Annotated in this window: 11 protein-coding genes; 1 reads left to right on the top strand and 10 read right to left on the bottom strand. The window is 58.9% G+C overall.

Annotation, left to right across the window (positions count from 1 at the left end):
- Positions 1-52: 52 nt before the first annotated feature.
- From dcd to IB213_RS04255, 3 genes are all read right to left on the bottom strand, one after another.
- Positions 53-619 carry a dCTP deaminase gene (gene dcd / locus IB213_RS04265; protein WP_191723577.1) on the bottom strand — a complete coding sequence of 189 codons (567 nt, stop codon included), beginning with the start codon at positions 617-619 and terminating at the stop codon, positions 53-55.
- A 64-nt stretch (positions 620-683) separates the two neighbouring features.
- Complete coding sequence (gene guaD, locus IB213_RS04260; protein WP_192405637.1) at positions 684-1976, bottom strand: guanine deaminase; 1293 nt, start codon at positions 1974-1976, stop codon at positions 684-686.
- Between the two features lie 178 nt (positions 1977-2154).
- Positions 2155-3255 (bottom strand): BMP family ABC transporter substrate-binding protein, encoded by a 1101-nt coding sequence (locus tag IB213_RS04255; protein ID WP_192405501.1) that lies wholly within the window; start codon positions 3253-3255, stop codon positions 2155-2157.
- A 176-nt stretch (positions 3256-3431) separates the two neighbouring features.
- On the opposite strand from IB213_RS04255, the gene IB213_RS04250 reads away from it, so the two are divergent.
- Positions 3432-3875: an HIT family protein gene (locus IB213_RS04250; RefSeq protein WP_191723557.1), complete on the top strand. Its 444-nt coding sequence runs from the start codon at positions 3432-3434 to the stop codon at positions 3873-3875.
- A gap of 108 nt (positions 3876-3983) precedes the next feature.
- Here the strand turns inward: IB213_RS04250 and IB213_RS04245 are convergent, their stop codons facing one another.
- From IB213_RS04245 to IB213_RS04215, 7 genes are all read right to left on the bottom strand, one after another.
- Entirely contained in the window at positions 3984-5042 is a 1059-nt protein-coding gene (locus tag IB213_RS04245; RefSeq protein ID WP_191723556.1) for an adenosine deaminase, read from the bottom strand.
- Positions 5042-6016, bottom strand: coding sequence for an aromatic ring-hydroxylating dioxygenase subunit alpha (locus IB213_RS04240; RefSeq protein WP_191723687.1), 975 nt, complete (start codon positions 6014-6016; stop codon positions 5042-5044). Before IB213_RS04240 ends, IB213_RS04245 begins: the two co-directional genes overlap by 1 nt.
- A gap of 111 nt (positions 6017-6127) precedes the next feature.
- Entirely contained in the window at positions 6128-7276 is a 1149-nt protein-coding gene (locus IB213_RS04235) for a BMP family ABC transporter substrate-binding protein (protein WP_192405500.1), read from the bottom strand.
- 354 nt (positions 7277-7630) lie between these two features.
- The gene (locus tag IB213_RS04230; RefSeq protein WP_192405499.1) at positions 7631-8788 is read right to left on the bottom strand and encodes a BMP family ABC transporter substrate-binding protein; all 1158 of its coding nucleotides are present in this window, start codon (positions 8786-8788) and stop codon (positions 7631-7633) included.
- A 103-nt stretch (positions 8789-8891) separates the two neighbouring features.
- Positions 8892-9812 carry an ABC transporter permease gene (locus IB213_RS04225; RefSeq protein WP_191723553.1) on the bottom strand — a complete coding sequence of 307 codons (921 nt, stop codon included), beginning with the start codon at positions 9810-9812 and terminating at the stop codon, positions 8892-8894.
- Positions 9812-10894 (bottom strand): ABC transporter permease, encoded by a 1083-nt coding sequence (locus IB213_RS04220; protein ID WP_191723552.1) that lies wholly within the window; start codon positions 10892-10894, stop codon positions 9812-9814. Before IB213_RS04220 ends, IB213_RS04225 begins: the two co-directional genes overlap by 1 nt.
- The gene (locus IB213_RS04215) at positions 10887-12476 is read right to left on the bottom strand and encodes an ABC transporter ATP-binding protein (RefSeq protein ID WP_191723551.1); all 1590 of its coding nucleotides are present in this window, start codon (positions 12474-12476) and stop codon (positions 10887-10889) included. Before IB213_RS04215 ends, IB213_RS04220 begins: the two co-directional genes overlap by 8 nt.
- Between the last annotated feature and the right edge of the window lie 18 nt (positions 12477-12494).

Raw genomic sequence — 12494 nt, 5'->3', positions numbered from 1 at the left:
ACAAAAAAAGCGGGCCGTTTAGCCCGCTTTTTTATTGGCAACACCTTGCCAATCAAGTACGCGGCAACGTCACGCCGTGCTGGCCCTGGTACTTGCCGCCACGGTCCTTGTAGCTGGTTTCGCACGGCTCATTGCCTTGCAGGAACAGCACTTGCGCGCAGCCTTCGCCTGCATAAATCTTGGCGGGCAGTGGCGTGGTGTTGGAAAACTCCAGCGTCACATAGCCTTCCCACTCTGGCTCAAACGGCGTCACATTCACGATGATGCCGCAGCGCGCATAAGTGCTCTTGCCCAGGCACACGGTCAGCACATCGCGTGGAATGCGAAAGTACTCCACCGTGCGGGCCAGCGCAAAGCTGTTGGGCGGGATGATGCAGTAGTCACCCTCAAAGTCCACAAAGCTCTTTTCGTCAAAATTCTTGGGGTCCACTACGGTGCTGTGGATGTTGGTGAACACCTTGAACTCGCGTGCGCAGCGAATGTCGTAGCCGTAGCTGGAGGTGCCGTAGCTGATGATTTTCTTGCCGTCGGCTTCGCGAATCTGACCGGGCTCGAACGGCTCGATCATGCCGTGCTGCTCCGCCATCTTGCGGATCCATTTGTCGCTCATGATGCTCATGAAAGTGTCCTGTTTCGCTGAATTTTGTATAGCATGAAGCGCTTTTCATATCAGCGCAATGGTGCTATTTTGCTTGAGAAACAATGGTTTGCTCAATCAAGCGGTCATCCCCGAGCACGATCATGGCAAATAGCAGCTCATCCAGCGATGCGGTTTGCTGTGTCTTGCGCGCCAGCAGCGGGGTGCAGGCAGGGTTGATGACAACAAAATCTGCTTCGCAGCCGGGCTGCAAATTGCCAATCACACCCTCCAGGCCCAGCGCCCTGGCCGCACCTGCCGTGTGCTGCCACCACAGGTGGGCGGGCTTGAGGCTCAAGCCCGCTTTGCTGTGCTGCTCACGGCCTACGATGTAGGCTGCCTGCATGGTGCGAAATGGTGAAAAACTCATGCCGCCGCCCACATCGCTGGCCAGGCCATACATCAAGCCTGCAGCATCGGCTTTCAAGTAATCAAAGTAGCCGCTGGACAAGAACAGGTTGCTGGTCGGACTGATGGCCGCAGCCGTGCGGGTTTCGCGCATCAGGGCGCGGTCGGTGTCATCCAGCCAGATGCAATGGGCGTACACGGCGCGCTCGCGCATCAGGCCAAAGCCGTTGTACACATCCAGGTAGCTGCGCGCTTGCGGATACAGCTGGCGCACCCAGCGGATTTCATCAAGGTTTTCTGAAACGTGCGAGTGCACCCACACATCTTTGTACTTGGCCGCCAGCTCACCCGCCCCGCGCAGTTGCTCGGGCGTGCTGGTGGGCGCAAAACGCGGGGTGATGGCATAGCCCAGACGGTCTACGCCGTGCCAGCGTTCAATCAGGTTTTCGGTATCGATCAAGCCCTGCTCGGTGTCATCGCGCACGCCATCCGGGCTGTTGCGGTCTTGCAGCACCTTGCCTGCCATCATGCGCATGCCGCGCTGTTGTGAGGCATGCATGATGGCATCCACCGATGCGGGGTGCGAGGTGGCAAAGGTCAGCGACGTGGTTACGCCGTTGCGCAGCAATTCATCCAGAAAGAATGTGGCCACGCTGTCGGCATAGGCCCGGTCATGAAAGCGCGATTCATGCGGAAAGGTGTAGTGCTCCAGCCATGGCAGCAAGCCATCGGCCGGCGCGCCAATCACATCGGTTTGCGGGTAGTGGATGTGCATGTCCACAAAACCGGGCGCAATCAGCCGGCCCGGCAGGGCGATGAGCGCTGCGCCCGGCTGGTTCACATACTGCGCTTGCAGCGCCTGCCAGCTGCCTGCTGCAACCACCCGCTCCTGGCCCTTGGCGTCTGGCGCTACCGCCAGCAGCCCGTCGCTGTCATACACGGGGCTGCCATCTGGGGCAAAACGGAGCAAGGCACTGCGGTAGATTTTCATGAACACGGCACTCTCTACGGTTGCACACATTTCGGGAGCAGCTTGCGCTGATATTGATTGCTTTTTACGCATGAATCATGCCAAAGCCTAGCAATCACGTGCGCAAGGCGCTCCTGATTTTCCGGCGTAATCGCTGTGCACAGTCTAAGTATTTACCGCCCGCACGCACAGGCCCGCGTTACTTGACGCTGCCAATCACGCCTTCTGCCAGCCAGTCCATGTGGTGCAACTGCTCGTCAGTAAGCTGCGTGCCCCTGGCAATGCGCTCTTTGCCCTGGTTGTCGCGAATCGCGGCTTTCACGGCCTGGAAAGGCTGCAGCTTGCCTGCGGCCATTTCTTTTTGGCGTGCCAGCACCTCAGCGCGCACGGCTTGCGGCAGCTTGGGGCCAAAGTGCTCTACGCGCACCATGCCGTCTTTGACGCCTCCCCAGGTGTCACCCGGCTTCCACGTGCCGTTTTGCACCGCCTTGGCGCGCGCAGCGTAGTAGTTGCCCCAGTGGTGGGTGATGGCCAGCAACTGGGCATCTGGCGCATCCTTGCGCATGTCGGAGTGAAAGGCGATGGCCATCTTGCCGCGTTCTTGCGCCGCTGCCATTACTGCTGTGGTCGCCACCTGAAAGGACAGCACATCAGCGCCCTGGTCCATCAGCGCCATGGCGGCCTCGCGTTCACGTGCGGGATCAAACCAGGCGTTCAGCCACACCACCTTGACCTGCGCCTTGGGGTTCACGCTGCGCATGCCCAGCACAAAGGCATTCACGCCCTGCACCACCTCCGGAATGGGAAAGCCGGCCACAAAACCGGCCACGCCCGTCTTGCTCATGCGGCCTGCCGCTACGCCCGACAGGTAACGCCCTTCGTAATGGCGGGCATTGGCCGTGGCCACGTTGTCGGCCTGCTTGTAGCCCGTGATGTTTTCAAACTTGACGTTCGGAAACTCACGCGCCACACGCAGCGTCGGCTCCATATAGCCAAAACTGGTGGTGAAGATGAGCTGATTGCCCTGCGCCGCCAGATCGCGAATCACGCGCTCGGCATCAGGGCCTTCGGCCACGTTGTCCACCGCCGTGGTCTGCACCTTGCCAGCCAGATCGCGCTCCAGTTGCAGGCGACCTTCTTCGTGCTGGCGCGTCCAGCCCGCAGGCAGTACAGGCGTGACGTAGACAAACGCCGCTTTGAGCGGTGCCTGGCTGGCTAAAGCTGTGGGTTTGGGGGTTTGCGCAGATGCGCTGACGACAAAACAAGCGGCCACGAGCGTGGCTGCGAGGTTTTTGTACATGGTGTTCCTCTACATGGCTCCGAAATGAAAAACACAAGCCAATGGAGCAACCAGCTTGCGAAGGGGCGAATTCTAGCGCTGCTCAGTAGCCTTTGCTGCGTTCGGACTAACCAGACTGGCGGTCAGCGGCCGGTCTGCCTACGATGGCAGCCATTTACTGCAGGAGACAGATTGCCATGCCCATGTTTATTGACACATCCCCACCCGGTCACTGCATTTTTTGCAAGATCGCGGCGGGCGAGATTCCAGCGGCAAAAATTTATGAAGATGCGCTAACCGTGGCGTTCATGGACATCGGCCAGGTCAACCCGGGCCATGTGCTGGTCGCCAGCAAGCGCCACGCGGTGACCGTGCTGGAGCTAACGGCCGAAGAAGCCGCCGCCATCATGCAGACCGCACAGCGCGTAGCCGTGGCCGCACAAGCGGCGTTTGACCCCGATGGCATCACCCTCTTTCAGGCCAATGGCGCAGCGGGCGGGCAGACGGTTTTTCACTTTCACATGCATGTGCTGCCGCGCCATGAAGGCGATGGCATGGCACTTGCCTGGCCACGCAAAGAGCCGGGCATGCAGATGCTGCAAGCCTACGCAGAGCAACTGAAGGCAGCGCTGCAGGCTTAGACCTGGGTGTTTTTAATTTAAAAAAGTAGCTGCTAACGCTTATACAGCAAAGGTTTCAGATATAAAACTATCTCAAAACCTTTACCAGCATACGTTAGCAGCTATTCTTTATGCAGCCATGCTCTCAAAGCAGGCATCAAGCTGCTGCACCCACAAGGCTTGCTGCTCTGGGCTGGCAAAGGTGGCCTCCAGACTGTTGCGGGCCAGCTGGTAGGCCTGCTCAGCGCCCATGCCGGTGGCCGCAAAAACTTGCAGGTAGTTCTCGTTGACGTAGCCACCAAAGTAGGCCGGATCGTCTGAGTTGACCGTCACGTTCAGCCCAGCGGCCAGCATGCGCGGCAGATTGTGGTCGCGCAGGTCGGGAAAGACGCACAGCTTCTGGTTAGACAGCGGACATACCGTCAGCGGCATGCGCGTATCTGCCAGGCGCTGCATCAGATCCCAGTCTTTTTCTGACTGCACGCCGTGGTCAATGCGCTGCACCTGCAGCACGTTCAAAGCGCTCCAGACATAAGCCGGAGGCCCTTCTTCGCCCGCATGGGCTACCAGGTGAAAGCCCAGCGCCTTGCACTGCTCAAACACACGCGCAAACTTCTCGGGCGGGTTACCCACCTCTGAGCTGTCCAGCCCGATACCGATGAAGTGCTCCCGATAAGGCAGCGCGGCATGCAGTGTGTCAAAGGCGGCCTCTTCACTGAGGTGGCGCAGAAAGCTCAAGATCAGTCCAGCGCTGATGCCCCACTGGGCCTGAGCGTCCTTGCAGGCGCGCGCAAGGCCATGAATCACGGTCTCCATGGCCACGCCGCGCTCGGTGTGGGTTTGCGGGTCAAAAAAGATTTCTGCACGCACCACGTGGTCAGCAGCGGCACGCTGGAGGTACGCCATGGCCATGTCGTAGAAGTCTTGCTCTTGCAGCAAAACACTGGCCCCGGCGTAGTAGATGTCCAGAAAACTTTGCAGATCGGTGAAGGCGTAGGCCGCACGCAGCGCCTCCACATCGGCATACGGCAGCTGCACACCATTGCGCTGGGCCAGCGCAAAGATCAGCTCGGGCTCCAGCGAGCCTTCGATGTGCATGTGCAGCTCTGCCTTGGGCATGGCGCGCAGCAGCGCAGGCAGGCAATCGGCCGGAATGCGGGAAACCGTGGAGGGCACTGCGTAGGTCATCAACAAACTCCGAAAGTGACGCCACTGGCTTTCAGGTAGCGGCGGTAAGCAGCCGACATGCGGTCTGCCGAGGAATGCAGCTCTGCGCGCGGGTCCAGCGGCAAAGGCTTGGGCAATTGCGACTCCAGCACCGGCTGGTCCTGCGTGAAGATGGTGTGCTGAAAAGCTTGCAACTGCTCGTCGCTCGATTCAAAGTCTGCCACGGCCAGACGGAACCACACGCGGCTGCTCTCTGGTGTGATGGGGCAGATGAACAGACCAATGGCTTCGCGCCAGCCGTCCTTGGTCGTACCTTCTTCGGGAATCTTGGTCAGCAGCGCGGTGTAAGGCCCCGTGACTTCGTAGGTGTAGTGCACTTGCGCCGGCTTGGTGGAGTGCAAATTGGACAGCGGCTGCACCGCCTTGCAATTGGTGGCCTTGACACCGAACGCCGTGTTTTCTACGTTGTAGGGCGACATCTCCGTCGCATCGCGGCTGCCCAGCCAGCCTTCGTGCACGAATCCAAAGTGCGACATGTCCAGAAAGTTTTCAATGATGCGCGGTGCGCTGGCAGCCACGTCGTAAGGGCCGCAGCTGACTTTGCGCAGGCGCGCATCGCCTTCGGCTTCAAACGCAGGCAGGGGCACATCAGCGGCCTGCAACTGCACCCAGATCAGGCCGCAGGCTTCCTGCACACCAAACGATTTGACGCAATGCTGGGGTGGAGGCGTAAAGCTGGGCACAGCAGGCACTTTCACGCACTGGCCACTGTCGGCAAATTGCCAGCCGTGGTAGGGGCACTCCAGGTTGCCCTCATTGACACGGCCCAGCGACAGGCGTGCACCCCGGTGCGGGCAGCGGTCCACAAAAGCGTTGGCCACACCCTCGGCATCGCGCCACAGCACCAGATCTTCGTCGAGCAAACGCACGCCCACAGGGCCTTGCTGCACATCGCTCGAAAGGGCTACGGGATGCCATTGGGTTTTTTCCATCATGGGGATCACTGTCACAGTTGTTTTCATAGACCGCGATCTTTCCAAAAAAAAGGGCAGCCCACAGGCTGCCCTTGCAATAACCGAGCCAGTCAGAGGCTCGTTGGTGATGGCTTACTGGCCGGGAACCTTGCCTTCTACGCCCTTGATGTAGAAGTTCACGCCCGACAGGAAGGCATCGTCAGCCACAGCGCCGTCGGCCAAAATTTCCTTGCCATCGTTAGATGCGAGCGGACCCTTCCAGATCTTGAACGAACCAGACTTCAAGCCAGCCTTCACTTCATCAACCTTGGCCTTCAGCTCGGCAGGAATGTCGTCAGCCAGCGATACCAGGTCAATGGCACCTTCTTGCACACCCCACCATGCACGACCCGAGGTCCACGTGCCGTTGAGCACGTCGTTGGTGGCCTTGATGTAGTAAGGCGACCAGTCAATGATGGCCGAGCCCAGGTGGGCTTTAGGGCCGTAGGCGGTCATGTCAGAATCCCAGCCAAAAGCGCGTTTGCCCTTTTCTTCAGCGGTCTTGAGCACGGCAGGCGAGTCGGTGTTCTGGAACAGGATGTCGGCGCCACCGTTGATCAGGCTGGTGGCTGCTTCTGTTTCCTTGGGAGGGCTGAACCATTCGTTCACCCACACCACCTTGGTCGTGATGTTGGGGTTGACCGACTGGGCACCCATCGTGAAGGAGTTGATGTTGCGAATCACCTCAGGAATTGGCACGGAACCGACGATGCCCAAGGTGTTGGTCTTGGTCATGCCACCGGCAATGACGCCCGCCATGTAAGCGCCTTCGTAGGTACGGCTGTCATAGGTGCGCACGTTGTCAGCCGTTTTGTAGCCGGTGGCGTGCTCGAATTTGACATCTTTGAAATCTGGCGCAATCTTCTGGATGGAGTCCATGTAGCCAAACGTTGTGCCAAAAACCACCTTGTTGCCCTGGCTGGCCAGATCGCGCAGCACACGCTCGGCATCGGGGCCTTCGGGCACGCTTTCCACATAGGAAGTGACGATCTTGTCACCCATGACTTCCTGCAATTTCTTGCGCGCCGTATCGTGCGCAAAGCTCCAGCCACCATCACCCACAGGGCCGACATAAGCAAAAGCAATCTTCAGCGGCTCAGCCTTGGCGGGGGCCTCTACAGCGGGGGCTGCGGCAGGCGCTGGAGCAGGTTCATCTTTCTTACCGCAAGCAGCCAAAGCAGTCACGGTCAGCGCCGAAATAGCTGCCAGCTTGAACATGGAACGTTTGTTCAGATCAGTCATGAATCATCCTTTTGGATCGGGGAGTAAGCAAACCATTGCAGCAACACCTGCGCCCAGCCTTTTGAGCCAGCACTTCAAGCAACCACTGCCAAAGGCGTGATGGTTGCATAAAACAGCTGCGCTTTTACGAAACAGGCACATCCTAGCGCTGCTGTTTCACAACCGGTCAATTCACGTGCGGCTGCAGGCTGCGGCGTTGCATTCATGCTCAATCGCAAGATGCATGCCATTTCATACGCAATGGGGGTATAGCGCAGACACTTTCCATGCGCGCCTGAGCCACAAAAAAGGCCTCCGTTCAACGGGAGGCCCTGGTACCACGCAAGGGCAGCTCGCCCTTGTGATGAAGCAAATTTACTTGCCTGCGCCGGGCACGTTGCCTTCAATGCCATTCACATAGAACTTGATGCTGGTGATGAACGGCATATCAGCCACTTGACCATCGGCCAGCAATTCCTTGCCTGTGTTGTCCTTCAAAGGGCCCTTCCAGATCTGGAATGTGCCGTCCTTCAGGCCCTTGCGCACTTCGGCAACCTTGTCTTTGATCTCTTGCGGGACATCGTCAGAGATCTTCACCAGATCCATCGCGCCTTCCTTGACGCCCCACCAGAAGTTCTGACCGTTTTCTACCTTGCCGTCCAGCGCATCTTGCACCACCTTGGTGTAGTAAGGCGCCCAGTCAATCACGGCAGAGCCCAGGTGAGCCTTGGGTGCGTAGGCGCTCATGTCGCCGTCCTTGCCAAAGGCGTACACGCCGCGCTCTTCTGCTGTCTTGAGCACTGCAGGAGAGTTGGTGTTTTGGTACATCACGTCCACACCACCGTTGATCAGGCTGGTGGCCGCTTCTGCTTCTTGGGGTGGGCTGAACCAGGAGTTCACCCACACCACTTTGGCCTTGATCGTGGGATCGACGCTCTGCGCACCCAGAACAAACGAGTTGATGTTGCGCACCACCTCAGGGATTGGCACAGAAGCGACGACACCAATGGTCTTGGTCTTGCTCATGGCACCAGCCACGATACCGGCCATGTACGCGCCTTCAAAGGTCTTGGCGTCGTAGGTCGAGCTGTTTGCAGACTGCTTGTAGCCCGTTGCGTGCTGGAAGTTCACTTCTGGCAGCTCTGGGGACAGTTTCTGCACATACTCCTGGTAGCCAAAGCTGGTTGCAAAAATCAGCTTGCTGCCTTGCGCAGCCATGTCACGCATGACGCGTTCGGAGTCTGGACCTTCAGCCACGCTTTCCACAAACGAGGTCGCGATCTTGTCACCAAACTTGTCTTGCACCGCCTTGCGGCCCAGCTCGTGCTGGAATGTCCAGCCGCCGTCCCCAATGGGGCTGACGTACACAAAGCCAACCTTCAGCGGTTCGCTCTTGGCAGCAGCATCTGCAGCAGGTGCTGCAGCGGGAGCAGGAGCGGCTTCTTCTTTCTTGCCGCAAGCGGCCAAAGTGGCAATGGTGATGGCCGACAGGGCCACCATCTTCAACACGGTGCGTTTGTGCAGTTGGGACATGTGTGTTTCCTCGACATGGATATAAAAAAGGCGGACCTGAAAAGCCCGCCTTGCGCTTTGCGTGCCCTTTGCCAGAGCACAGCGTCATGGTTGTCAGCTCTGTTTAAGAGCCCGGGTAAAACGGCTTTCCAAGCGAAGCCGGCATATTCGCACGAATCCATGCAGGATTGCGCGAAATCAGCACCAAAACGACGATGGTCGCCACATAAGGCAGCATGCTCAGCAGCTGGCTGGCAATGTGTACGCCCGAGGCCTGCAGGTGAAATTGCAACATGGTCACGCCACCAAACAAGTAGGCACCCAGCAAAATTCGCGTTGGCCGCCATGTGGCGAAAGTGGTCAGAGCCAAGGCAATCCAGCCGCGGCCAGCCACCATGCCCTCCACCCACAAAGGCGTGTAGACCGTTGACACATAAGCGCCTGCCAGACCGCACAGTGCGCCACCGGCCATGACAGCGCCCAAGCGGATCATGCGCACGTTGTAGCCCAGCGCATGGGCAGACTCTGGCGACTCACCCACCGAGCGCAAGACCAGGCCCGCACGCGTGCGATACAGGAAATACACCAGCAGCGCCGCAATGATGATGGCCCCGTACACCAGGGGATGGTGGCGAAACAAGGCAGGGCCCACCACAGGCAGATCAGCCAGATAGGGAATCGCATACTTGGGCGACTCTGGCATCTTGGCCTGAACATAGTTCAACCCAGCGAATGCCGAAAATCCTGCGCCAAACAGGCTCAGTGCCAAGCCGGTGGCCGACTGGTTGGTATTGAGCCAGATGACCAGCACGCCAAAGATGGCGGCCAGCAAAGCACCAGCGCCCATCCCTGCCAGAAAACCTATCCACGTGCTGCCGGTATGTACCACGGCAGCAAAACCGGCCAGCGCTGCGCACAGCATCATGCCTTCAGCACCCAGATTGATCACACCCGCTTTTTCATTGATAAGCAGCCCCATCGCAGCCAAGGCCAGCACGGTGCCAGCGCTCAGCGTTGAAGCAAACAGCAATGCATACGCATCCATTACGGCGCTCCCTTCACTGCAGGTTTAGCGGCTACCCAGCGGACACGATAGGCAATCAAGGTATCGCAAGCCAGCAGCGTAAACAGCAACAGCCCCTGGAACACGCCAGTCAAAGATTTAGGCAAGCCCAAACGCGACTGCGCCAGCTCGCCACCGATATAGAACATGCTCATCAAAATTGCCGAAAAGATCATGCCAACAGGATGCAGACGGCCGACAAAGGCCACGATGATGGCGGCAAAGCCATAGCCGGCAGGTACATATGGGGTCAGTTGCCCAATGGGGCCTGCCACTTCCAGCGCACCCGCCAAGCCGGCAGTGCCGCCAGAGATCAGCAACGCCGTCCACAGCGCGCGGCGCGACGAAAAGCCTGCGTAGCGTGCAGCTGCAGGCGCCATACCGCCCACTTGCTGGGCAAAGCCGGCCTTGGTGCGAAACAAAAACACCCACAGTGCAGCCACACCGAGCAACGACAGCAGCGTGCCAATGTGCACGCGGGTGCCTTCAATCAGCTTGGGAATCTGCGTCACGCGCTCAAATGCCTTGGACTGCGGGAAGTTGTAGCCCATGGGGTCCTTCCAGGGGCCATAGACCAGATAGCCCAGCACCAGCGTACCGACGTACACCAGCATCAGGCTGACCAAGATTTCATTGGCGTTGAACTTGTCGCGCAAAAATGCCACGATGCCTGCCCAGAACATCCCACCCAGCACTCCGGCCAGCAAAATGGCCGGAACAATCCAGGGACCGGTGCTTTTGTCTGCCAGCAGCGCTACGCCGCCTGCCGTGACAGCACCAATGACAAACTGCCCCTCTGCGCCAATGTTCCAGATGTTGGAGCGAAAGCAGACCGACAAGCCCAGCGCAATCAGCAGCAAAGGCGTGGCCTTCATCACCAGCTCGCCCAGGGCATAGCTTGTTTTGATAGGTTCCCAGAAAAATGCCTGCAGGCCGTTGACCGGGTCTTTGCCCAGAGCAATGAACAACATCACACCTATCGCCACCGTGATCAACAGCGCCAGGACGGGTGCGCCATAGGTCCAGAATTTGGAGACCTGAGGACGGGGTTCGAGCTTAAACATGCTGCGTGCCTCCGTTTTCTGCTTCAACCTGGGCCAGGTGCTGCTGCACATCGGCATTCCACAAACCGCTCATCCATTCACCCACTAACTGCAGCGTGGCATCTGCACGCTGCAGCGAGGGGCTCAACTGCCCCTTGGCTACCACGTGTAAACGGTCACTGATTTCAAACAACTCGTCCAGCTCTTCGCTGAGCACCAGCACCGCACAGCCAGCGTCGCGCAGCGCCAAAATCTCACCACGAATCTGCGCTGCGGCCCCTACATCTACGCCCCATGTGGGCTGCGAGACAATCAAAAGCTTGGGCTTTGCATCAATTTCCCGGCCCACAATGAACTTTTGCAGGTTACCGCCGGAGAGCGACTTGGCCGGCGCGTTCGGCCCTCCTGCCTTGACACCAAAACGCCGGATGATGTCTGCCGCATGCACCTGCAGCTTGCCAATGTTCAGCCAGCCGCCCCTGCCCACCGCGTCATCACGCGTCAGCAGCATGTTGTGTGCCAGCCCCATGGTGGGCACGGCACCACGGCCCAGGCGCTCTTCTGGCACAAAGTGCAGGCCCAACTGGCGGCGCTGCCTGGGGTTCAGGCGCCCTGCAGCTTTGCCAGCCACCTCGATCATGTGTGCCGCTGCTCGCGTGTCTTCGCCTGACAACGCATAGAGCAGCTCGCGCTGGCCATTGCCCGAGACTCCGGCAATGCCCAGCACTTCGCCAGCACGCACTTCAAACCGCATGTCGATCAGGTCCACGCCGAACTGGTCCTGCTTTTTGAGGCTCAGGCCATTGACATGCAGCACAACGCTGCCGGTCTTTACTTCACGGTACTGCAGCGCTGGTGGCTCGGCACCAATCATCAGTCGCGACAGCGAGGCATTCGTTTCTTCTTGTGGATTGCAGTAACCCGTGACCTTGCCGCCACGCAGCACGGTACAGGCGGTGCACAGCTCGCGAATTTCGTGCAGCTTGTGGCTGATGTACAAGATAGAGCAGCCTTGCGAGGCCAGCTTCTTGAGCACCACAAACAACTTGTCCACCGCTTGCGGTGTGAGCACGGACGTTGGCTCATCCAGGATTAATACACGCGGGTCAGTCAGCAGGGCACGAATAATTTCCACACGCTGCATCTCGCCCACAGACAGGGTGTGCACAGGGCGCAAGGGATCAATATCCATGCCGTATTCAGCGCCCTTGGATTCGATGCGTGCTGTGACCTCAGCCAAAGACATGCGCTTGTCCAGTCCCAGCCAGACATTCTCAGCAACGGTCAGCGTGTCAAACAGGCTGAAGTGCTGGAACACCATCGCAATACCGTATTGGCGTGCCTCTTGGGGATTGCGGATATTGACGGGCTTGCCATCAAACAGCACCTGGCCTTCATCAGGCTTGACCGTGCCATAGATGATCTTCATCAACGTGGACTTGCCTGCGCCGTTTTCACCCAGCACGGCGTGCACTTCACCGGGTTGCACCGTCAGCGATACCCCGTCATTGGCCACCACGGCCGGGTATCGCTTGGTAATGCCCACCAGCTGCAAGCGCGGTGGCACGGCACCGGGCGTGGGGATGGATTGAGGGGAATTCATGCGCGAGATTGTTTCAGT

Source organism: Comamonas sp. CMM02, from assembly GCF_014851485.1.
Classification (GTDB): domain Bacteria; phylum Pseudomonadota; class Gammaproteobacteria; order Burkholderiales; family Burkholderiaceae_C; genus Comamonas; species Comamonas avium.
This window is presented reverse-complemented; position numbering and strand designations above follow the sequence as displayed.

What these genes read in the sequence shown, in the direction of transcription:
- IB213_RS04225 (WP_191723553.1), bottom strand. Translation starts at nt 9,812, where the DNA reads ATGGATGCGTATGCATTGCTGTTTGCTTCAACGCTGAGCGCTGGCACC.
- IB213_RS04235 (WP_192405500.1), bottom strand. Translation starts at nt 7,276, where the DNA reads ATGACTGATCTGAACAAACGTTCCATGTTCAAGCTGGCAGCTATTTCG.
- IB213_RS04240 (WP_191723687.1), bottom strand. Translation starts at nt 6,016, where the DNA reads ATGATGGAAAAAACCCAATGGCATCCCGTAGCCCTTTCGAGCGATGTG.
- dcd (WP_191723577.1), bottom strand. Translation starts at nt 619, where the DNA reads ATGAGCATCATGAGCGACAAATGGATCCGCAAGATGGCGGAGCAGCAC.
- IB213_RS04220 (WP_191723552.1), bottom strand. Translation starts at nt 10,894, where the DNA reads ATGTTTAAGCTCGAACCCCGTCCTCAGGTCTCCAAATTCTGGACCTAT.
- IB213_RS04255 (WP_192405501.1), bottom strand. Translation starts at nt 3,255, where the DNA reads ATGTACAAAAACCTCGCAGCCACGCTCGTGGCCGCTTGTTTTGTCGTC.
- IB213_RS04215 (WP_191723551.1), bottom strand. Translation starts at nt 12,476, where the DNA reads ATGAATTCCCCTCAATCCATCCCCACGCCCGGTGCCGTGCCACCGCGC.
- IB213_RS04245 (WP_191723556.1), bottom strand. Translation starts at nt 5,042, where the DNA reads ATGACCTACGCAGTGCCCTCCACGGTTTCCCGCATTCCGGCCGATTGC.
- IB213_RS04230 (WP_192405499.1), bottom strand. Translation starts at nt 8,788, where the DNA reads ATGTCCCAACTGCACAAACGCACCGTGTTGAAGATGGTGGCCCTGTCG.
- guaD (WP_192405637.1), bottom strand. Translation starts at nt 1,976, where the DNA reads ATGAAAATCTACCGCAGTGCCTTGCTCCGTTTTGCCCCAGATGGCAGC.
- IB213_RS04250 (WP_191723557.1), top strand. Translation starts at nt 3,432, where the DNA reads ATGCCCATGTTTATTGACACATCCCCACCCGGTCACTGCATTTTTTGC.